Annotated in this window: 22 protein-coding genes; all 22 read right to left on the reverse strand. The window is 52.7% G+C overall.

Annotation, left to right across the window (positions count from 1 at the left end):
* Complete coding sequence (locus tag B5V00_RS11130) at window positions 1-417, reverse strand: pilus assembly protein PilP (protein ID WP_172399719.1); 417 nt, start codon at window positions 415-417, stop codon at window positions 1-3.
* A gap of 110 nt (window positions 418-527) precedes the next feature.
* Window positions 528-1,124: a type IV pilus inner membrane component PilO gene (locus B5V00_RS11135; protein ID WP_085010872.1), complete on the reverse strand. Its 597-nt coding sequence runs from the start codon at window positions 1,122-1,124 to the stop codon at window positions 528-530.
* Window positions 1,125-1,147: 23 nt separating this feature from the next.
* On the reverse strand, window positions 1,148-1,576 hold the full coding sequence (locus tag B5V00_RS11140; protein ID WP_172399720.1) for a PilN domain-containing protein: 429 nt from the start codon (window positions 1,574-1,576) through the stop codon (window positions 1,148-1,150).
* Window positions 1,577-1,692: 116 nt separating this feature from the next.
* Window positions 1,693-2,751: a type IV pilus biogenesis protein PilM gene (gene pilM, locus B5V00_RS11145; protein ID WP_085010901.1), complete on the reverse strand. Its 1,059-nt coding sequence runs from the start codon at window positions 2,749-2,751 to the stop codon at window positions 1,693-1,695.
* 73 nt (window positions 2,752-2,824) lie between these two features.
* A complete protein-coding gene (locus B5V00_RS11150) occupies window positions 2,825-3,022 on the reverse strand; it encodes a helix-turn-helix transcriptional regulator (protein WP_085010874.1) in 198 nt (65 codons plus the stop codon).
* Window positions 3,023-3,171: 149 nt separating this feature from the next.
* Window positions 3,172-3,957: a prepilin peptidase gene (locus B5V00_RS11155; RefSeq protein WP_085010875.1), complete on the reverse strand. Its 786-nt coding sequence runs from the start codon at window positions 3,955-3,957 to the stop codon at window positions 3,172-3,174.
* Between the two features lie 7 nt (window positions 3,958-3,964).
* Window positions 3,965-5,017, reverse strand: a complete 1,053-nt coding sequence (locus B5V00_RS11160) for a glycosyltransferase family 9 protein (RefSeq protein ID WP_172399721.1) — start codon at window positions 5,015-5,017, stop codon at window positions 3,965-3,967.
* Between the two features lie 173 nt (window positions 5,018-5,190).
* On the reverse strand, window positions 5,191-6,180 hold the full coding sequence (locus B5V00_RS11165) for a glycosyltransferase family 2 protein (RefSeq protein WP_085010877.1): 990 nt from the start codon (window positions 6,178-6,180) through the stop codon (window positions 5,191-5,193).
* Entirely contained in the window at window positions 6,173-7,054 is an 882-nt protein-coding gene (locus tag B5V00_RS11170) for a glycosyltransferase family 2 protein (protein WP_085010878.1), read from the reverse strand. The genes B5V00_RS11165 and B5V00_RS11170 overlap by 8 nt, the downstream gene beginning before the upstream one ends.
* A 70-nt stretch (window positions 7,055-7,124) precedes the next feature.
* Window positions 7,125-8,855, reverse strand: coding sequence for an ABC transporter ATP-binding protein (locus B5V00_RS11175; protein ID WP_085010879.1), 1,731 nt, complete (start codon window positions 8,853-8,855; stop codon window positions 7,125-7,127).
* 40 nt (window positions 8,856-8,895) lie between these two features.
* Complete coding sequence (locus B5V00_RS11180; RefSeq protein WP_085010880.1) at window positions 8,896-9,747, reverse strand: decaprenyl-phosphate phosphoribosyltransferase; 852 nt, start codon at window positions 9,745-9,747, stop codon at window positions 8,896-8,898.
* Window positions 9,744-11,459, reverse strand: coding sequence for a tetratricopeptide repeat protein (locus B5V00_RS11185; protein WP_085010881.1), 1,716 nt, complete (start codon window positions 11,457-11,459; stop codon window positions 9,744-9,746). Before B5V00_RS11185 ends, B5V00_RS11180 begins: the two co-directional genes overlap by 4 nt.
* Complete coding sequence (locus B5V00_RS11190; protein WP_085010882.1) at window positions 11,446-12,327, reverse strand: ABC transporter ATP-binding protein; 882 nt, start codon at window positions 12,325-12,327, stop codon at window positions 11,446-11,448. Before B5V00_RS11190 ends, B5V00_RS11185 begins: the two co-directional genes overlap by 14 nt.
* 18 nt (window positions 12,328-12,345) lie before the next feature.
* Window positions 12,346-13,191, reverse strand: a complete 846-nt coding sequence (locus B5V00_RS11195) for a tetratricopeptide repeat protein (protein WP_085010883.1) — start codon at window positions 13,189-13,191, stop codon at window positions 12,346-12,348.
* A complete protein-coding gene (locus B5V00_RS11200) occupies window positions 13,188-14,000 on the reverse strand; it encodes a hypothetical protein (protein ID WP_085010902.1) in 813 nt (270 codons plus the stop codon). Before B5V00_RS11200 ends, B5V00_RS11195 begins: the two co-directional genes overlap by 4 nt.
* Window positions 14,001-14,090: 90 nt before the next feature.
* Window positions 14,091-14,453, reverse strand: coding sequence for a hypothetical protein (locus B5V00_RS11205; protein ID WP_085010884.1), 363 nt, complete (start codon window positions 14,451-14,453; stop codon window positions 14,091-14,093).
* A gap of 52 nt (window positions 14,454-14,505) precedes the next feature.
* Window positions 14,506-14,727: a type IV pilin protein gene (locus tag B5V00_RS17535; RefSeq protein WP_085010885.1), complete on the reverse strand. Its 222-nt coding sequence runs from the start codon at window positions 14,725-14,727 to the stop codon at window positions 14,506-14,508.
* 289 nt (window positions 14,728-15,016) lie between these two features.
* Entirely contained in the window at window positions 15,017-16,411 is a 1,395-nt protein-coding gene (locus tag B5V00_RS11215; protein WP_281249695.1) for a sigma-54-dependent transcriptional regulator, read from the reverse strand.
* A gap of 251 nt (window positions 16,412-16,662) precedes the next feature.
* Window positions 16,663-18,309 (reverse strand): two-component system sensor histidine kinase NtrB, encoded by a 1,647-nt coding sequence (locus B5V00_RS11220; RefSeq protein ID WP_085010886.1) that lies wholly within the window; start codon window positions 18,307-18,309, stop codon window positions 16,663-16,665.
* A 10-nt stretch (window positions 18,310-18,319) separates the two neighbouring features.
* Entirely contained in the window at window positions 18,320-19,537 is a 1,218-nt protein-coding gene (locus tag B5V00_RS11225; protein WP_085010887.1) for a type II secretion system F family protein, read from the reverse strand.
* 169 nt (window positions 19,538-19,706) lie between these two features.
* On the reverse strand, window positions 19,707-20,834 hold the full coding sequence (locus B5V00_RS11230) for a type IV pilus twitching motility protein PilT (protein WP_085010888.1): 1,128 nt from the start codon (window positions 20,832-20,834) through the stop codon (window positions 19,707-19,709).
* A gap of 61 nt (window positions 20,835-20,895) precedes the next feature.
* A complete protein-coding gene (pilB, locus tag B5V00_RS11235; RefSeq protein ID WP_085010889.1) occupies window positions 20,896-22,596 on the reverse strand; it encodes a type IV-A pilus assembly ATPase PilB in 1,701 nt (566 codons plus the stop codon).
* Window positions 22,597-22,658 lie beyond the last annotated feature (62 nt).

Here is a 22,658-nt window from a genome sequence, read left to right on the forward strand (position 1 = left end):
TCAGTTGACCCCTCTGTGCGGCGGCAGCTTGATCATTTTTTTATTCGTACGAACAGCGCCGGTAAAGTCATAGTATTTCTCCATGACGGTAATTCCATCAGGCGTGATTGCCGTCACTGTTCCATTGTTCTTGCCTATTTTCAAACCCTTTTTGAGGATGTAGGATTTGCCCCCGGGAGCCGCGACCATGGCGCTCGGCTCCCCTTTTCCAACAATGATTCCCAAGATGCGAAACTGGGCAAGGTCAAATTTCTGCAGGGGGGTCAATGGTGTCTTCTTAGCGGTTATCGGCTTCTTCTCTTCGAACAGAGGAACGAAAGGGTCACGCAAGCCGGCGGAAGAGTAGACGTAATCCGGCTTTTTGGGTTGCGGTTTTTTGTTCTGTACTTTCTTGGCGATTCTCTTGACCGGCTTCACCTTCGCGGCAGGCGCCTTGACAGAAGCGGGAGGACTGTCATCACATCCACCGACCAGTAAAAATCCGCACAGGCCGGCAACCAGCAGGATCTTCTTGATCAGAGGCGCCCTCATTTCTTTTTCCCCTTTTTCCGAGCTTTCTTTTCCACGAATCGAAACGTCCTCGCTTTACACGTAATTTTCAACCTGGCCCGGCCATTTTTTGCCTTGGCCACATCGAGTTTGATGTTGTCCAGATTGACGATACGCGGCATGAGGGAAACAGCGTAAGAAAAGGCGGCAACCTGATGGTAGGTGCCACTTAGAGTGAGATTGACCGGAACGACCGCGTAAAACCCCTTGTTGACTTCTCCCTGGGGCTGGAAGCGAACAACTTCCAGGCCGTTCTCCTTGGCGACCGCGGCGATGCTGGTCAGCAGAGAAGGGATCTCCTGTTTGTTCGGCAGCTCGGTCAGGGCTTCATCCAGCCGCACTTTCATTTTCTGATATTCAGCCTTGAATTTCGGCAGGTTATTGGCAATCCTCTGATCCTGTTGCAATTTCACCTGCAACCGCTGATTCTGTTGACGGAGAGAGGTCAGTTCATCCTGTTGCGGCAGAAAAACAAACCAGGTCGCAAGACCGACAATCGTCAGCATCAGAACCAGAACCAGCAGAACGCGTTGGTAGGCTGGTAACTTAAGGATTTTTTCCAAACGTGGATTCATGAAACCCTACCCTCCGGAAGCCGTCAGTTCTTCGGCGTTGCACTGAGCGCTGAAAGGGCAAATTTCTGCAGTTTCAACCCCTTCCGGCCCACCCGCTCCGTAACTCTCAGCTGAATATTTTTGTAGTACGGAGACTGTTCGAGAGATCGCATGAATTCCGCGACCGTGGCCTCATCCATACCAATCCCCTTGATGTCAATGTTCTTTCCGGCCTGACCGAAATGGGTCAACCAGAGTTTCGGCGGTAGAGCCCTGTTCAACTCATCCAGCAGACGGACCGGCCCGTTTCGATTCTTCTTCAACGACTCGAGAACTTCCAGCTTGCCCCTCAGTTCCTTCTGCAATTTCTTGAATTTTCCAACCTCGCCGATGGCCTTGTGCAACTGGGCAATCCGGGCCTGTTTCTGCCCGATCGCGGCTTTCTGATCATCAATCTTTATCGATACGGACATATAGAAACCACCGCACCCCACGCCTGTAAGAATCAGGCAGAGAGCAAGCACGACAAGTTGTCCACGAAGTTGTTCCTGCTTTTGAACGGCACGGACAGGCAGCAGATTAATTCGAATCATTTGTCCCCCACCCTCCTCATGCCAAGCCCCACAGCAACTGAAAACAAGGGGGCAACCGCCTCGATATATTCAGCATCGAAGGCCTGCTCCGAAACGGCTATCCTGGCAAACGGGTTCATGAGTTCCACCGGAATCCCGAGCTTCTCCTCCAGGCTTTCCCTCAATCCAACGGCCTTGGACACCCCGCCCGTAATAAATATCTTTTTCACTTTTTCATCCGCCGAGGTGGCAGAGAAAAAATCCATTGAGCGTTGAATTTCCTGAATCAGGTTGGACTGGGCATCCTGAACCACTTCCCGGACACTATCCATATCAACATCGGGGAGCTCACCCCCAAGCTTGACATGCTCAGCCTCATCACTGCTCAGGCCAAGTCTTTTCTGAATTTCTTCATTGTAGGTATTGCCGCCGCTTTGAATATCCCGAGTAAAAACCGAAAGACCTTCCTTGAGGATATTGACGTTCATGGCGCTCGCGCCCATGTTGATCAATGCGATAATATCTTCCTCCTCGGTGTCGTAATTGACCTCGAAAGCACTCTCCATGGCGAAGCTGTCAACATCCATAATCTGCGGGATCAGGTTGCATTCCTGAAAAACCGCAACATAGTCATTCACAAACTCTTTTTTTGCCGCCACCAGGATCACGTTCATCTGTGACGGATCCTTGGCATCGGGACCAAGAATCTGAAAATCGAGATTGACCTCGGAAATATCAAAAGGGATGTACTGCTCGGCTTCCCACTGGATGGAAGCTTCCATTTCATCTTCAGTCATGATCGGCAACTGGATCTTCCGAATAATGACCGAATGCCCGGAGACAGAAGCAGCGACATTTTTTGTCTTGATCTTGTGGCTTTCCACCAGACTGCGAATCGAGTCGACAATAACCCCCGAGTCCATAATTGAGTTATCCACGATCGCTTCCGGCGGCAGGGGAAGCAGGCCGAGATTGACCAGCTGATATCCCCCCTTGGCCTCGCGCAACTGCACCATCTTGATCGAACTGGAGCCTATATCGACTCCGACGATGTCTTTTTTCTTCCCTAGCAGCATCTGCATCCCCAGTTCAAAACCGTGTAATTTTTAAGCCCGGCATTTTGGTGTTAAAGCAAACCGCATACCAAACTCACTCAGGAAACACATCTTCCTTGTTCGCCAGGTCGACTCCAAGAGCGAGAATTATCTTGCGCCTGGTTGCCACACGGCAGGGCGCTCCCTTCTCAATGCGATCAACGGTCAAGGGAGAGACACCGGCCTTGCGGGCCAGTTCCGCCTTACTCATGAGCAGGGATTCTCGAATTTCCTTCACTCGATTGTTGGCCATATCGCTTAGTCCACTATGTCAAATAAGGCAAAATTTAGCGTAATTATATGATAATTATGCATCATGTCAATCGAATTAAATGAGCGCAGACTCACCCCCAACATCATGTGGCACAACAGTGAACCAAAGGCCACATATAGCGGGGAGGCTCAGTTCAGCCCGAACAGGCTGAAGTAGAACGTCAGGAGATCCGGGCCGAAAAACAACCAGACAAGGGCGGAAAATGACAGAAAGGGCCCGAAGGGAAGGACATACTTGCCATCCGAACGGCTGAACAACATCAGCGGGACGCCGATCAGCGTACCCGCCAGAGACGCGATAAAGATAATCGGAAAAACCGCCTGCCAGCCGAGAAAGGCGCCGATCATCGCCAGCAGCTTGATGTCGCCGCCCCCCATGCCTTCTTTTTTGGTCAGAAATTCATAGCCGAAAGCAATGGCAAAGAGCAGCCCGCCACCCAACAGAATACCGAGCAGGGAATCGACCCAATCGACCCAGGGCAGCAGAAAAGAACAGGCAAAACCGATGACGATGCCGGGCAGGCTGATAACGTCGGGGATGATCTGATGATCGAGATCGATAAAGGTGATGGCGACCAGCCCGGAAGCAAAAAGCATGTAGACCGGCGTTCCCCAGGTAAAGCCGAAGTGATAGAGAACCGACAGGAACAATCCTCCGGTCAGAGCTTCAACCAGCAGGTAACGCGGCGAAAACGAAACGCCGCACCGCGAACAGCGTCCCCGCAGCAGAAGATAACTGAGTATCGGGATATTCTCGTACCAGCGGATCTGGTGACCACATTGCGGGCAGCGTGACCGGGGGCTGACAACCGACAGCCCCTCGGGGAGACGATAGATGCAGACATTGAGAAAAGAGCCGATACAAGCTCCGAAAACAAAGGCGCTGCCAAGCAGGAAATAATAAATCGGCGGCATACTGGACTTATTCCTTTCGGTCGTCTTCAGCCCGCAGGGCCTGCATGGCAAGAAGAACCTCGGCTACGGAGATATCGGCAATACAGCAGCCGTCGATCGGACATGGCGGAGTGGTCCCAAACCGGGTACAGGGAGAGCAGTCGAACTGCTTATTGATCACCCGATGCCGCGGCCCCCATGGAGCCCATTTTTCAGCAATGCCGGGGCCAAACAGAGAAACCGTGGGTACGCCCAGCCCGACCGCGATATGCAGCACACCGGAATCGCCCGCAACCAGCAGCTGCGCCCGTTGCAGAATTGCCGCGCTGCCCGCCAACGAGGTTCGCCCCGCCAGGTTCAGTCCTTCCGCCAGACCTTCGACAATGAAATCGCCGGCTTCACGATCCTCGGGGCCACCGACCACGACCACCGCCCTTCCCTGCCGGGCAAGCGCCGCCGCCAGTTCCCTGAATTTCTCTCTCCCCCAGCGGCGCTCGGCAATGCTGGCCCCGGGAAAAAGCGCCACAAAGGGACGATCCTCCAGCCGCTGTAGAAGCCGTACAGCTTCATCCCCTGCCTCCTCGGGCACCGTCAGAAATGGCTCTTCAGGCGGGGTCGGCGCAACGCCCAGAGGCGCCAGCAGATCGAGGAAGCTGTCTATCTCGTACCGGTCATGACGGTAATCAACGGCATGGCTGAACATCCGTCGGCGCTCGTTGGTTCCAAAACCGATCTTCATCTCTGAACGGATCAATCGGGCGACCACGGCGGAAAGCCGGTGCCACTGCTCGGTGTCGATAACAACATCGTAACGGCGTCGCAATACCTGCAGCAGAGTCGTGCCCCGATCATAGCAGTCGACCCGCTCGACTGCCGGACAAAGGTCAAATACCCGGGCATTGCGCCGCTCGGCGAGAACGTCGATCCGGCAGGAGGAAAATTGTTTTTTCAGTGCCAGGACAGCTGGAATCAACAATGCCGCGTCGCCGATGCCGCCGGGACGGATAAGTAAAATTCTAGCCTCGGCAGAAAGGTCAGCATTCGACAGCGGCGGACATGGCAACCTGGGGGATAACAACATCAGGGTCAAGGCTCTCCCAAGCCACGCATCGAGTATTTTCAATAACTGAATTTGCAACCGGAACCTCTGATCAGTTACCCACTGCCCATCTCTACCAACTATAGGCATCAGAAAATTGTCGTCGACATCATGCAGCTGTATTTTAACAAGCTACAACCTTTTTTCTAATAAATTCAAATAAAAGATTTGTTCAAAATTCGTCCAATGATAATTCTGGAGATAGGATACTGATCAGATAATATTTCATTATCAGAGATCTTAATTCTGTCACGGAAAGCCCTTTGTTTTTCAAACATAATTGGTAACATTTTAAAGGCTTGATATTTACCACAAACATACGCAAGTATTTTTCTGTTAAAAATTGCGTAATATATAAATGCTGCCAATTCATAAACAACCCTCTGTGGTAATCTCCGTAGGATTAGGCGCAACGGAATGTTTTTCACTAAAACCAACAAACTGTTTCTTGAAAAGTAATAAACAGAAAGAGGGCTCAATTCACCAATCGTTGAATTGACATTGTGATACGCAATCGCCTCTGGTACATAGCGGCACTTCCATCCATTTAGCCATGCACGAAAATTAAGATCCGTATCTTCATAGTTCAAAAAAAGATTATCATCAAAAAATCCAATTTCATCAATCATAGACTTCCTGTAAAGCGCCGCAGCAGCACAAACCCCATGAACAGGCAAAGGTTCGTTAAAAGACCATCCAGAGAGCCCTTCTGCTAATTTCATTCCAGTAAAAGCCGTAGAAATTCTATCGCCAATACTGTCGATACGATCAGTTCCTTTTACAAAAATTCTCGAGCTGACTAACCCAACTGAAGAATCGGATTCAACTGGAATCAATACATTCTCAAGCCATTCTTTTTCAAGAACAACATCGTTATTAACTAAAGCAATATAATCTCCTGAGCAAAATGGTAATCCACGATTGTTTCCTCCAGCAAAACCGTGATTAGCATTCAATTGTACAATTTCGACATCAGGATAATGCTCGCAAATCCAAGAAACTGATCCGTCATCAGAAGCATTATCAACAACTATCACTTCATAATTATCATATGTCTGACAATAAATAGATTTAAGGCATTCTTTGATCAGTGATATTCCATTCAAGTTCACAATAATAAAACTGACTTTAGCTGCATTAGACATAATGGCATTTCCCCATCACCCCATTGAAATAGTCTAAAACACCCCTAAAAATCATAATTATTTTATCCATCTTCTGTTTTTCGAAAAAAAGAACGGTAATTAGCTCAGAAATAAAATATACCTTATCCATCCAGTAGAAACCTGTAAATTCTTTTCGAAACTTTTTCGTCACATACAACCGATTTCTCGTAATATAATATCTTCTTAATGGAGAATGATTTGAAACGATCAATGGCAATCCAAAGACTTTAACCCTCCTTGCCCCATCACCGATCGCATGGTACAACTCAGCAGCATTTACCTTGACCACCCTAAATCCATGGACCCTTGATCTCAAACAATATTCGTGGTCAACAAAATCTATAAAAAGTTCTTCTTCAAAACACCCTATTTTCTGATAAACATGCAGGTTCAAAAGACATCCAGAGGTCCATGCACTCTCAACATCATAGACATCCCCCATAGATTTTTCATGATCAAATCCGATTCGATGCATCGGCGATATGATAGAGATCTTCTCCCATCCTAAAGAATCACCAGCCCGCAATTGATACTTCACCATGTTCGGAGCGGCCATACTGTCCTGATCCATCGTCAAAAGCAAATCATATCCCGCCGCAATGGCTTTTTCTGCACCGACATTCAGCGCCCTGGCTATACCGTAATTATCGCCAAGGGCACAATATTCGATATTCTGCTCATCATTGCAAAAATCCTGAAACTTATCAGTTTCAGGATTTTCTGAATTATCAACAAGAAAAACTCGGCCAACCTGATTTGCATACGACAGGATACACCTTAAAACATCACCATCTGGACGATACAATACAACAACCGCAGCGACCTTCACCCTCTTATTGCAAAAGCTATTCATTCGTCAATACTCTTGGCAAATCCACGATTGCTAAAATCAATCAACTAAGGATCAAAGACACAATAATCAATCACAACAATCTATCGATTTTTACAATATTGTCACATTCTGCAATAGTTGAAGGACGGTGTGACACAATAACAAGTGTTTGCTTCCCCTTTAGTTGTAAAATCAGCTGACGGATTTCAAAATCCTTATCTTCATCAAGGGCACTGGTTGCTTCATCAAATATGATGAGTTTTGGACACCGATACAAGGCACGTGCAATAGCCACGCGCTGTCGTTGCCCTCCAGAAAGTTTAATTCCACGCTCACCAATGATGCTGTCAATACCATCAGACAGCTGGTCCAAAAAATCGATCGCCGCCATTCGACATACTTCGACAACTCTTTCTCGATCAATATCTTGGGCGGCCTGGCCAAAAGCAATATTTTCGGCAAGTGTTCCATCGAGGATATAAGGAAATTGAGGCACATAGCCTATGCTTTTCCGCCAGGAATGAACATTCTCCTCGCTCAACAATTTATCGTCGATTCTAATTTCCCCGCCTTGAGGCCACAGAAGGCCCGTTAAAAGGTCAATCAAAGTACTTTTCCCACTTCCGGACGGTCCCACAATCCCCAAGGACTTTCCGCAAGGAATTTCAAAATTCAACGCCTGCAAAACTGACCGGTGTCCATCATAGGAAAAAGACACATTTACAAACTTAATCGCACTTACGAAAGAGATCGTTTTTTCCCCCACAGTCCCCTCCCCGGAACTGCGCAAGTCAGACATCTCCGACATCTCCTCCAGTAACGAGCTCACATAAGGCATAGCCGTCCGCATGCCGGCCATTGAGGACACTACACGATTGAATGCCGGCAGGGTTCGCCACGCGGTAACGGCCAGAAGAGCGGTTGTTCCAGTGGTCTCAAGCGGTGAATATTCCAATCCAAACAGCATAAACAAAATTGCCCCGGCGATCATGACGAAACCGAGAGACTCCAAAGCCAGCAGTGGAGACTCCTGCCAGAATTGCTGTTTGCCAAACAACGTGGAAAAACGCGTTCCCCATTCCTGAAAACCGTCGACAAAATATTTCCGAGCCCCACTTATCTGCACATCTTTGATTGCATGTAAAGCGCAGGTGGCCGTCCGGTTGAGAATGGTTTCTGCTTCCTGGCAACCACGAGCGCTATGATCCAGACCTTTACGTAAAAACCGATAGACAACAATACCAGCAACCCCCTGCGTTGCTATAAACAGGAGGGAGACCAGGGGCTGGACAAGCAGCAACCCCGCAAGCAGTACCATCAACATGGCAATCTCAGCCGTCATTTTCAAACAGGAGGTGATAAAGTAGCGACCCAGAAAATGACGCCAATTCACCTTCTGGACAAGATCGGCACTGTTTTTATTCAAATGCCATTGATAATCTCGATTCAAAAATGAATCCAACAGCCGACTGCCAAAATGACTCTCTGTCGCAGCACTGAATTTCGCGATATGGTAGGTGACTACACCACTTAGAATGTTTTTTATGACAACGGCAATTATTAACAATAAGCTGAACAGAGCTATCATCAGTTTTATGGAAAAACCCGGAAACAACTGGGAGGGATCAAGCAAAATAAAATGATACCCCATGAAAGCGTCATAAGTCGCCTGAGGGTCAGAGATTGCCGCCGCGTAGAAAGCAATAATGCCAACCGTAACCGTCTCCACAACGGCCAAAAACACCATGCCAAAGAAAAGCAACCAAAAGCGGCGCTTTAACTCTGGTGAAAAGTGCTGATAAATCTGAAAAAAGGTTTTCATTTCTCCAAGTACCCGGTGGAGTCCATTGTCAAAACTCTTTTCAAGACCCTACATAAATACCCCACCCCACCAGCAGTACCCACAAGAACCCGACAATGAACAAAATAGGGTCTCTTAACAGTGCCCTGGTCGGATCCCCCCCCCTGCCTGAAAGTACTCGCATCCAGAACGCCAACAGGCCGAAACAACTCAGCGGAACAACCCAGATCGTGCTCTGGTGACTGATGACATACATCGTGTAGGTAACAAGAACCGCGGATCCGGACAACAACATGCATCCTTCCAAGAATCCTTTCGGATAACAGGTCAGTACGGGGCGAATATGACCCGGCGTCTCTCCCCCCTCATAACGCAATTCACTGAGCCTTTTCCCACTAACCAGAAAAAGCGCCAGCAGAAAAACGCTGAGGAACAGCCAGTCGGAAATCACCACCCCATAAGCCTCGCCGCCGGCCAGAAGCCGCAGCACAAAACCGCTGACCACGCAAAAAAGCTCGATCAGCGGCAAGTCCTTCAGCCACAGCGAGTAGGAGAGCGAAATTCCCAGGTACAGCAACAGAAACATCAGAAATCCGGCCGATACCCACCAGGCACAGGCAGCCGCCACCACCACAAAAACAACCGCCAGAACTACGGCCCGATGAATCCCGACCTTCCCCGCCGCCAGGGGACGGTGTTTTTTGCGGGCATGAAGTCTGTCCTGCTCGACATCGCAGATATCATTGAGAATGTAGCTGGCACTCGAACCAAGACAGAAGGCAACAAGAGGCCAGAGCAACTGCCCAGACGAGTACTGTCCCACCAAAAGTGTCCCCCCCAGAAAGGGCGGAAACAGCAGCATCAGATTCTTGAGCCACTGGTGCGGCCGAAGAAGTTGAAGATAAGCTTTCATTCTGTTCGATTCTGCTGCAGTCGAGACACCAATTTGACCGCCGCCAATTTGTAATGGCTGCCAGTTGGCGCCCTTAACGCAGCCTCTTTGAAATGTTCCAGCGCCCTTGCCCTGTCACCAATTTTCAGCAGCAACTGTCCATAGCGATAATCGTAAAAAGGATCAGCCTTACGAAAGGTCAACACCCGATAAGTATCCAGCAACTGTTTCATAACACCGTCATCGGCTGACTTGGCAAACCTTATCTCGTCGATCCTTGCCAGCATTTTCAAGACTTCAATATTGACAGATGATTTGTCATGGCAAATTTTCAATATTTCATCACGTGCCGCGTCATATTCGCCACGCTCCAAATAAATCCTGGCTTGATTGATGTAAAGCAACGGATATGACGCTGACTTTTTCTTTCCTTCCGCCAAAACCTTTTCCGCGGCTTTCAAATCACCTGCGTTTATCAATGCTATCGCCAGCTCATTGTTCATGGCCGCAAACTCTGGTGATTTAGTTTTCGTGTCAGCATAGAGCCGCGCATTGTCCTGCCAAACGAAATTGCGCCCGACCGTCACCACCGTCATAGGCAGAAGGAAGACAGCCAGGCACCCCACAACGACTGTCTCGCGACGTATTGACAATGAAAGATCCCGCAGGAGATGGACTAGGCCCATCACCAGAAAAACCGTCGCCAGATAGACATACCTTTCCGCCAATGGCGTCCAGGCAATGTTGGTCAAGGCAATCAGCACTCCGGGAAACACCAGATAAAAACCGACCACCACCAGGTCGAGCCCCGGCAGCCGCCGGCGCAACATGAACAGCATGGCCGCCACCGCCACTATCCCGACCCAAACATAGGTATCCGATGCACTTACAATGGCGAAATTCAATGGCAACGGGAAAAACATTTTCTTGACGTAAAACCCGAATGCCTTGAAAAAGACCCGAACCGTGTCAAACAGGCCATAGTCATAACGGTGTAGAAACTCAGAAAACCCGGCGCCAAGGCCATATTTCTGGATTCTCAGGGCAAAATAGAGTCCTCCCGCAAGAAGGAAAGGCGACAGGAATACCGTCGCCGCCCGCCGACACCAGGCAGTGCCGTGCGTTGCCGGAGAAAGCCGGTAGAGCAGAAAAACTCCCGCAGGCAGAAAAAAGACCATGATTTCCTTGGACATGACAGCCAGAATCATCGCCACCACCCCCAGGATGACAAAACCCAGGTTCCGACGGCGAGAGGCGGTCACTATGGCCAGTGTTGTCAGCAGGACAAAAAAACACCCGAGCAGATCGGTGCGACCGGAAATCCAGTCGACCGACTCGGTCACGATCGGATGAACGGCAAACAGCAATCCGGCGAGCAACGGCCAGGGGCCGGGCTCCCCCTCTTCATTCCCGACCTTCAGCAAAGACTCCGTCACAAGAAAAATCAGGCAGGCATTGGCGGCGTGAATCAGGATGTTGCCAAGATGGTAAAAGGAAGGTTCCTGCCCCCACAACATGTAGTCGACGACAAAGGTCAACATCAGCAGAGGGCGGTAGTAAAATCCCGGCGGCGGCAAAAAAAGCGTCCAGGGGCTCTTATCGATCATCAACGCGAGATCCTGGAACATACGCCGGTCATCGACCGAATTAATGCCGGCAAAGATAGCCGGATAGAAAACACCGCAAACGACAAAAACAAGAAAAAGGAGCTGAAATCCCTTACCGATCCGCATTCGGGCTGTCCTTTATCGTTGCCAGGAAAAAATCTTCCAGGTTCTGTCGCACCGGCTCAATGCGTTCGACCTGAAAGTCGGTCTGCAGCAGGTTCTCGAGAGTCGTTTTCAGCTCGGACGGCGAAACCAGTCGCTGACTGGCTTCCGCTCCCGGCATCCGGCCAAAGATACGATAGCCCTCTATCCCCTTCTGCAGCAAGGTATCGACCGCCTCCAGGGCCTGCAGACGGCCATTCACCAAAACCGCCACCCGGTCACACACCTCTTCCACATCGGTGGTGATGTGCGTGCTGAAAAAGACTGTTTTCCCCTCCTGCTTCAATTGCTTGATAATCTTTTTCACCAGCGCCCGACCGACCGGATCAAGGCCACTCATCGGCTCATCGAAAATAAGCAGGTCGGGGTCATGCAACAGGGCCTGGGCCAGACCGAGACGCTGCACCATGCCCTTGCTGTACCCCTTGATCGGACGCCTGGCGGCGTGATCCAGCTCCAGCAATCCCAATACCCGTTGAGCGGCAGCACGGATGGCCGACGCATCCATCTGCTGGATCCGTCCGACAAAAAACAGATATTCCTCAGCGGTAAGAAACTGGTAAAAGGCAGGATTTTCCGGTAGATAGCCAAGGCTACTGCGGGCCGACGGATTCGTCACGGGAACACCATTGATCAACGCCAGCCCCTTTGTCGGTGCAATCTGGCCGGTCAGGATTTTGATCGTCGTGCTCTTTCCGGCCCCATTGGGCCCCAAAAAACCAAAAACCTCACCCTGTTCAACGGTCAAATTCAAATCGGTCAGCGCTCGAACCTGATTACGTCTCTTCCCTTTGTACGTTTTATGCAAATTCCGGATTTCAATCGTCGACATGATCTGAAATGCATCCTGTTATTGACGTATTTTGCTGAAGTTGCTGTTGCTGCGCACCCGGCCGGAAGCATCCAGAAAGAATGTCCCGCCATAGGGATCTGCAGGCAAATCCGGCAGCAATCCCAATGCCACCAGTTCCTCGATCCTTTTCGGCAGGCGTTGGTATCTCTGCCGAAACTCGGCCACCGCCTTTTCTATCTGGTGCACCCGCTCCAGGGCCTGCAGCCGCAACTGATATGCCTGACGTACCTTCGGATCCCGTTCCCGTCCGATCATACTGCGCAAGAAGGCAATTCCTAGTTCGCTGCGTCCCGATTCATAGAAATACCGCGCGGACAGCCGGGCCAGCAGGGCATTCCCGGACAACTCGGCCGCCTGCCGCATATAGTCAGCCCCCGTCTTGAAGTCCTTGAGAAAATACGCCGCATTAAACCCAATGAAGTAGGGGAGATACCAATCCCAATGGCGGTACTTCATCCCGTATTTGAGAAGCCGGTTGACATCGCCCGCATGACCCACCTCCCAGGTAAAAGCCGCCTGGGAAAAATAATAGGCATCCATATTATAGGGGTCGAGTTTGATCGCCGCCTCCGCAGTGCGATACATGTTGAAATATTCCGGCGGCACAAGCACCTGCCGCTTCCAGCTTTCCACGAGCGAGCCGAAATAAAGCATCAGTCGCAACATGGAAAATTCCGAGGCCAACAACCGCTGGTCTCCCAGGGCCACACGCAGAACCCGGCCGTCCGGAATGTAACCAAGACGAACGACAAGCGGCCGTTGTGCCATGCACCTCGTCAGTGGGACCTGCAAGGCAACGTAACAGGCCAGCAAAATGAGAAAAACCAGAAAGCTCTTTCTCATGCGAACTCTCTTCTGTTGAACAACAGCACGGCGAAAAAGAGCAACAAGGCCACGTAAACAGAAAAATATCCAACGGCATACAACACCGACTCAACCGACAAAGGCAAACCATAAACTGCCGCGACCTTGAAATTGAATACTTCGAAATTCGGAAGCAGATAATAAAAGGCCTTCGCCAGCAAGCGTGACACCATGGGAAGGGACTGCCCGTCAGGACTCGAAAGATAATCCATGACCTCCTGGGAAGCCGACCCGGCGAAATAGATTCCCAAGGTACCAAAGACAGGCAGAAACAGCGATGTGCTGACCGTCGAAAACATCAGGGCCAGGACAATCACCAGCAAAGATTTGAGAACATCGCCCCCAAAAGCAACCACGATGTTCACCCAGCGCAAAGACAGCCCTGAACTCATCTGGTCCCCATGAAACGAGATCACCAGGCATCCAGCGACCGCCAGCACCAGGCCGCACAAAGAAACAAACAACGCAAGACCGAAAAAGCGCCCCAACAGATAACTGTTACGCGTCAACGGCAAACCAAGCACCGCCGCCGTGTAACGTCGCTCGATGTCGCGCCAGAGAGTTGTCGCCCCCAACAGCAACCCCAACACCAAAAGAACAAAAGATGAAAAACTCAGCGAAAGGGTAATGGACAACTCCCGCACCTGACGCATGGAGAACTGGCTCAAAACCGGTACCAGCAACAGCAGCAAGCATGCAACCCCCAAAATTGCATGGAGAATACGATCCCTCAGCGCACCACACAGAGTCACGCCCGCAACCAAAATCACCTTCGATTTCCGATTCATGCCTTCTGGTCTCGCAATTAAGAGAACGGGGCACGCCATTCGGCGTACCCCGTTCACGTTGAAGTCTGCTAGCTTGTCAGATGATGCAGATCACAGAGCCTTCCAGCTGCTGAAGTCAGCCGTTCCGGTGCCGGTGGGAACCGTGGTGGGAAGACCAGTGGCCTGAGTTCCATCCGCCCAATAGATACTGGCATCGCCGGACGAGCTGCCATAGGTGCGGTTACCACTTGCGTGATAGGTGGAAAGAATGTAGCCGAGCCCGGCTGTCGTATCGGCGAGATAGTTCAACTGTACATTGTTCGACAGCTGAACTGTCAATGCCGGGTCAGCACTGCCAGACGGGATGGAGTTGGCAAGGGTTACACTGCCATTCGTGCCGGATGTATAGGCTGCAAACCCCGTCGAAGCGGACGCCAAAGAGAGAATAGCCAACAGTATCAGAACCTTTTTCATCGTATATCTCCTCGCAGCAAAGTTTCTCAGGAATGTATCCGAATGACCTTTATCAAGAGTTCGAATTCGGATAATGCTGGTAGTCGGCGTAATACGACTCCAGGTTGGTCTTGGTGTTCTTCAGATCCGACTGGGCCGCGCTATTGTAAGCCTTCTGCCGATAGGAGGCAAACTGCGGGATGGCGATGGCGGCCAGGATGCCGATGATCGCGACGACGATCAGCAGCTCGATGAGGGTGAAACCCTTTTGATTCTTGCGGAACTTTTTCAGCATGTTCCAACTCCTTTCCTTCGTTTGAGTTCAGGGATGATTCCCACCTTGGTTAAAACCGCTTCTGACTTTATCGACCAACAGGAGTCTCCCGTTTAGCCATTTCGTCTCACCTTCTTTGTCTTTAGGTATTAGCAATCTTGATGCCAATCAAAAAACGGTCTAAAAATCCATGATTCATCAAATATTTTTCTTATATTTCAGCAGGTTGTGATTTTCGCAATATTCCCCCGGAACGGTTGTTCAGGAACGAGTGACAAAAGGCGGCACTCGTGCAGCAGCCAGCGCCGTTTTATGACCCTCCCGCGTCATCATCTTCTCCGAAGCCGAACTTGGCCAGTCGGTAACGGATAGAACGAAACGATATATTCAGCAACTCGGCCGCTTTCTTGCGCACCCCACCGGTGCGTTCAAGGGCCTTGAGCAGGATGTCCTTTTCGATTCCGGCCAGATAATCATCCAGGTCAAGACCGTTTTCCGGCAGTTCCAGCAGTCCGCCGCTACCGACAGTTCCGGTGCGCAGCATCTGCGGCGGCAGGCAGTCACTGGTCAGCCCCCGCCCCTGGCTGAGAACCGTGCAGCGTTCGACAACGTTCTCCAGTTCCCGGATATTGCCCGGCCACTGGTAATCGAGCAGGGTGCGCATGGCGTCTTCGGCGATATCGACCTTCTCCGAGGGGCTGTACTTTTCGAAAAAATGTTCGATCAGCAGGGGGATATCTTCCCGTCGGCGGCGCAGAGGCGGAAGATCAATACGAATGACGTTGAGTCGGTAGAAGAGATCTTCGCGAAAATTCCCTTCGGCGACCTCCGATTCAAGATCCTTGTTGGTGGCGGCGACGATCCGCACATCGACCTGCTGGTTTTTCGTCCCGCCGACCCGGCGGATCTCGCGGTCCTGCAGCACCCGCAGCAGCTTGACCTGCATCATCGCCGGCAGTTCGCCGATTTCATCCAGAAACAGGGTGCCGCCGTCGGCCACCTCGAACAGGCCCTCCTTGCGCTGAATCGCCCCGGTGAAGGAACCCTTTTCATGACCGAACAATTCACTTTCAAGCAGGTTTTCCGGGATTGCCCCGCAGTTGATCGGCACGAAGGGCTGATCACCCCGCTCACTGTTGTAATGAATGGCCCGGGCCACCATTTCCTTGCCGGTGCCGCTCTCACCGGTGATCAATACGTTAACCCGGCTGTCGGCAACCTTCTCGACCAGTTCATAGACCTCGCGCATCGGCTTGCTTTTACCGATCAGGTTGCCGAAGGCATAGCGTTGGCCGAGCTCTTTTTTCAACTGCAGATTTTCGTGGCGCAGTTCCTTGCGTTCCAGGGCATTCTTGACAATCAGACGAATCTCGTCGTTGCGGAAGGGCTTGGTGATGTAATCATAAGCGCCGAGCTTCATCGCCTCGACCGCCTGTTCGGTGGTCGAAAAAGCGGTGATCATGATCACCACCGTCTCGGGGGAACGTTCCAGAACATGTGCCAGGACCCCGAAACCGTCAAGCCGCGGCATCTGGATATCGGTAATCACCAGGTCGTAAGTCTTTTGTTTCAGCCGTTCAACCGCCTGGCTGCCATCCTGCACCGCGTCAACCCGGTAGCCCTCACGATGCAGCATGATACTGAGAAATTCCCGCATGCTCTCTTCGTCGTCGACGACAAGGATATGATATCCGCTGCTGCTCAAGAAAAGATCCTCCTGCTGGGCAATGAAGTTGCAAGCTTAACGTTTTTAAATGGTCTGTTCAAGCCGAATTCACCCAAATCCACCGGCTGTTTTGTGGACCGAGGGTGGCGGAACGGGTGGAGATGCGAGGCGTCGCGCCGATTCGGGCGCAAACGTAGCCGAGCTACGTTGAGCACCGAAGCGGTGAAGGCAACGAAGCAGATTCAGCCGTAACGACAACCGAATCCCGAAATTGCCGGTGGTTTTGGGTTTCAGGACAACACCAGACCGGGTCCGAAACAGAGCAGAAAACGGGCGCCGCCAAGAGCACCGGTTGTCATTTCAACACGTCCCCCATGCCCGTCAATCAGGGAATAGACCGTTGCCAGGCCCAAACCGCTGCCGGCGGCCTTGGTCGTGAAAAAGGGTTCAAAAACCCGCTCGGCGATATCCGGAGGAATCCCCGGGCCTGAATCCTCGATGGCAATCAGACCCTGCTCCCGGTTGACACCGATACGGATTTCGCCTGCGCTGCCCATGGCCTCGGCAGCGTTGATCAAGATCCCCCAGAGAGCTTGGCGTACCTGGTCTCGATCGACCAGAAAACGGATACCACTCTCATAGTCCCGGATGAATACAACCTGGTCGAAGCGGGGATCCGTACCACACATATCGATCAGTTCGTCCAGCAGACCGGAGATGTCACAATCCTCAGTCTGGGGCGGCCTCGGTCGCGCATAGGTCAGAAAATCGGTCAGCAGGCTGCTCAGACGGTCCGCTTCCTTGACGACAATCCCCATCAGGCGACGATCTTCGTCACTGACCCCCTCGGTCTCCATCAGCAACTGAACGGAACCGCTGATCGACGCCAGGGGATTGCGGATTTCATGCGCCATGGCCGCCGAGAGCCGGCCGATGGCGGCAAGACGGTCACTGCGCTTGAGCTGTTCCTCCATCTCCTTGACCTGGGTCAGGTCCTGGAAACTGACCAGCAGACCAAGTTCCCGGTTGCGTGGATCACGAATGCCGCTGGTGGCGTAACCGAGAACCTTCCGTTGCCCGGACGCGTCACGAATCTCCCCTTCAGCCCGTTGATGGAAAACAAATCCCTGCCCGGACATAATTTCCAGACCGGGGAAAAGCTCATCGACCCGCCGATTGTAGACATCCTTCAGACTGCGTCCGCAGATCATTTCGGCGGCCCGATTGAAGAGACGGATTCGCCCCTGGCTGTTGACGATCATCAAGCCGCTGCTGATGTTGCCGAGAATCGCCTTGTTCAGAGCTTCAAGCTCATCGTAATCGATGCGCTGTTCGGCCAGGGCAGCTTCACTGCGCCGCCAGCGTTCCGACAGGGCGCCACTCAACAGGGCGGTGAGGAAGAAGGCGACGACGTGGATAAAAATGGTATAAAACGCTTCCCGCCCGGCAACCGGCTCCAGTCCCGGCAGCCCCGCCGGATGCGGCAGAACCTGATAATACTGAAAGTCGATCAGTCCCCCGTACAGAATCGAAGAGGCGGCAGCCACGATCAGGATTTCACGGGTCGAAAAAAAGACACTGGAACTGATGATGATAAAGACGAACAGGAAAGGAAAAGGGCTCTCGGTCCCGCCGGTCAGAGCAATCAGCAGAAAACAGAAAACCAGATCCCAGGCGATCTGGGTGTGGGTGAAAAAAACCAGGTTCTTCACCCGGGGCAGCGACACGGCGCTGGCAAGGGCGTGAGCAAAGGAAAGCCCGATCAGCAGGTAGAAAAAGGGGAGCGCGGGATGGGCGGAGGTCAAACCGTCCCGGACCTGGTAAACGACCGTTCCACCGAGGAAGATACAGATGAAAACGACCCGCAACAGCAGAAACCACCCCAGCTGCTTGCGGGATGGTTTCAACTGTCGTCTCGACGGCACGGAATCTGGCATCAGGCGTGAATCAACCTCCGACAGTACCGGCCAGCTTGAAAATCGGCAGGTACATGGCGATGACCAGTCCACCGACCGTGGTGCCGAGGAAAAGCATCAGCAGCGGCTCCATCATCGATGTCAGGTTGCTGACCGCGTCATCGACTTCGTCGTCATAGAAATCCGCAATCTTGTTGAGCATGGTGTCGATGGCGCCGGACTGCTCGCCGACGGCAATCATCTGACACACCATGGGCGGGAATACGCCGGATTTCTCCAACGGCTCGGCAATGGTCTTGCCCTCGCTGATACTGGAGCGGACCTGGTAGATGGCCTTTTCAACCGTCTTGTTGCCGGCGGTCTTGGCGACAATCTCCAGGCCATCGAGAATGGGTACACCGCTGGAAATCATGGTGCCGAGAGTCCGGGTGAACTTGGCCACGGCGACCTTGCGGATCAGCACCCCAAAGATCGGCAGTTTCAACGAAAATTCATCGATTGCCGAACGCCCTTTGGACGTAGCGTATATCTTCTTGAAGGCAAAGATCAGCAACACGATTCCGCCGATGATGACCAGAATGTAATGCTGGATGAAGTTGCTCAGGGCGATAACAACCTGTGTCGGAGCGGGCAGTTCGCCGCCGAAGTCATGAAACATCTTCTCAAACTGCGGAATAACGAAGATCAGGATGACGCCGATGACAACCACGGCGATGCCGACCACGGTCGCCGGGTAGGTCATGGCGCTCTTGACCTGTTTCTTCAACTTGAGGGCCTTTTCAATATAGGCGGCGAGACGGTTGAGAATGGTGTCGAGGATACCGCCGACCTCGCCGGCGGCGACCAGGTTGACATAGAGTTCATCGAAGGCCTTGGGGTGCTTGGCCAACGCGTCGGCAAAGGTGGACCCGGACTCGACACTCTCCTTGATCTCGGTGAGGATTTTCTTGAAGGTCTTGTTGTCCTGTTGTCGGGAGAGGATATCCAGGCATTGGACCAGCGGCAGACCGGCATCGATCATGGTGGCGAACTGGCGGGTGAAAACAACCAGGTCCTTGGTGGTGACCTTCGGTTCGAGGCCGGGGATCCTGATCTCCATGTCCATGCCCCTGCCCCGTTCCTTGATCGACGAGGGCATGATTCCCTGGCGACGCAGAGCCGCCGTCACCGCCCCCTGGTCAGGGGCCTCCATGGTTCCCTTCTGGACTTTGCCGGTTCGAGTCTTTCCCTCCCAGGCAAACTTGGCCATGCTTCACCTCACATTTGAGTGGCGTCGCAAAAACTCACCTGCAGTTGCGTTGCGACGCTTGTTCTCACTGCTTCGACGTACACCAGTACGCCTCATTGCTCAACAATCGTGCGCCTTGCTGTCGGCGCTTTTTGCTTAGCCAACGGCATTTTGCTTTCTTGTGAAAGCCTCACATTTGCGTGGCAACGGGACGCGCGCCGCTGCCGGATTGAATGCCCCGTTTCAGCACCGACGCGGGGTTGGCGATCATCTGCTTCAGTTCGTCTGTATCCTGAGACCGCATCATCGCCATCTCCAGGCTGATCTTCTTGCCGTGATAAAGCATGAAGAGGGACTGGTTGAGGGTCTGCATACCGAACTTTTCCTGCCCCATCTGCATCTGTGAATAGATCTGATGAACCTTGTCATCGCGGATCAGGGCACGAATGGCCATGTTCGGCACCATCACCTCAATGGCCAGCGCCCTGCCCCGACCGTCAGCCTTGGGAATCAGCGTCTGCGAAAGAACCCCCTCAAGCACGAAGGAAAGCTGGGTCCGTACCTGGGTCTGCTGATGGGGTGGAAAGACATCGACAATCCGGTTGATGGTCTGAACACAGGAGTTGGTGTGCAAAGTGGCAAAACAGAGGTGACCGGTCTCGGCAATGGTCAGGGCCGCTTCGATCGTTTCCAGATCCCGCAGCTCCCCGAGCAGGACGATGTCGGGGTCCTGGCGCAGAATATACTTGAGCGCTTTTTTGAACGAATGGGTGTCGGCACCGACTTCACGCTGGTTGACCACGCACTTCTTGTGCGGATGCAGGTACTCGATCGGGTCTTCGATGGTGATGATATGCTCGTGCCGCTGTTCGTTGATGTAATCGATAATCGAAGCCAGGGTGGTCGACTTGCCGCTGCCGGTCGGCCCGGTCACCAGCACCAGGCCGCGCGGCCGTTGGGCGATGCGGGAGACAACCGGCGGCAGACCGAGCTCATCGAAAGTCAGGAACTTGTAGGGGATCAGCCGGAAAGCTCCGGCGATGGCACCCCGCTGCATATAGATGTTGCCGCGAAAACGGGCCAGACCTTTGACCCCGAAGGAAAGGTCAAGTTCATTCTCTTCCTCGAACTTGCGTTTCTGGGCATCGGTCAGAATGCTGTAGCAGAGCTGCTTGGTGTCAGCCGGAAGCAGCGGGGGCAGCTTGAGCGGCACCATCTGTCCGTCAACCCGCAACTGCGGCGGGGTTCCGGTGGTAATGTGCAGGTCCGAACCGCCCGCCTCAACCATGGTCTTGAGAAGCTGATGAATACTGGCCATTATGAATTCCTTACCTCACCGCGTTCAGATAAAACAAGGGCGCATGCCCCGGCCAGACAGATCAATCGTCGGCAACGGTACAGCGCACCACCTCTTCAAAGGAGAGCATCCCCTCCTCCAGTTTGGTCAGAGCCGCCTGGCGCATGGTCTTGACACCGAGGCGCATCGATTCCCGCTTGATTTCCGCGGTATTGGCCCCGGCCAGCACCATCTCGCGAATATCCTCGAACATCGGCATCACCTGGTAGATACCGACCCGTCCCTTGTAGCCGGTGTCATTGCAATTGGAACAACCGCGCCCCTTGTAGCAGACCACCTCGTCGAGCCTGTTGGCCGGGACGCCGGCTTCAATCAATGCTTCCTTCGGAATATCTTCCGGCTCCTTGCAGTTGGAACAGACCCGGCGGCCGAGACGCTGGGCGGTAATCAGGTTGACCGCCGAGGCGACCAGAAACGGTTCGATCCCCATGTTGAGCAACCGGTTGATAGTACTCGGGGCATCGTTGGTATGCAGAGTTGACAGCACCAGGTGACCGGTCAGAGCCGCCTTGACCCCGATCTCCGCGGTCTCGAAATCCCGGATTTCGCCGATCATGATGATATCGGGATCCTGTCGCAGAAAAGCGCGCAGGGCGGACGCAAAATTGAGGCCGATCTCCTCGTGCATCTGCACCTGGTTGATGCCGGCGAAGTTGAATTCGACCGGGTCCTCGGCGGTGGAGATATTTTCCGTGGTTTTGTTCAATTCCGCCAGGGCTGAATAGAGCGACACCGTTTTGCCGGAGCCGGTCGGACCGGTCACCAGGACCATGCCGAAAGGCTTGTGGATCTGTTCCTTGAACCACTTGAGGGCGTTCTCCTCGTAGCCGAGCTTGGTCATGTCAAGCTGCAGGTTCGACTTGTCGAGCAGCCGCAGGCAGACCTTCTCACCGAACAGCGTCGGCAGGCAGTTGACCCGGTAGTCCATATCCTTGCCGCCGGGCAGCTTGATCTTGATTCGCCCGTCCTGCGGCAGGCGCCGCTCGGCGATATCCATCTCGGACATGATCTTGAGCCGCGAGGTGATGGCGTTTTTCAGCTTCATCGGCGGCTTCATCACCTCGTAAAGCACGCCGTCGATCCGATAGCGGACGCGAAACGATTTCTCGTAAGGCTCGATATGGATATCCGAGGCGCCGCGCTTGATGGCATCGGTCAGGATCAGGTTGACCAGTTTGACAACCGGGGCATCCTCACTGGCCTTTTCCAGCTCATTGACATCGACATCGTCCTCATCGTCGATGACTTCCAGGTCGATATCCTCCAGGTCGCCCATGACATCATCGAAGGACGCGCTCTGGTCATAGTACCTGTCGATGGCCTCTTTGATCGACTGTTCGGGCGCGACCACAACTTCGACGTTGTAGCCGGTCATGAACTTGATGTCGTCGATGGCGAAGATATTGGAGGGATCGCTCATGGCGATGATGAGCGTGGCGCCGGCGCGGTTGATCGGAACGATCTGATATTTCTGGGCGACTTCGGCGGGAATCAGCTTGATAACGGTCGAATCGATTTCAAATTCGGCCAGATTGATCGACGGGACACCATACTGACGGGAAAGGAAAGCGGCCAGTTCCTCTTCCTTGATGAAGCCGAGCTTGATCAGGCTGGCACCGAGTCGACCACCGCTGGTTTTCTGCTCTTCAAGCGCCTTGGCGAGCTGGGCATCATCGATCAGATTATTGCGAACCAGCAGTTCGCCGAGCCGGTTACTGGTCATCCTCAGGCCACTCCCCCCGAAAAGGTCTCATTTTCAAGTGCTGTTCATCTTATAGAACACCC

Origin of the sequence: Geothermobacter hydrogeniphilus, assembly GCF_002093115.1 — a bacterium.
In the GTDB taxonomy this organism is placed as follows: Bacteria; Desulfobacterota; Desulfuromonadia; order Desulfuromonadales; family Geothermobacteraceae; genus Geothermobacter_A; species Geothermobacter_A hydrogeniphilus.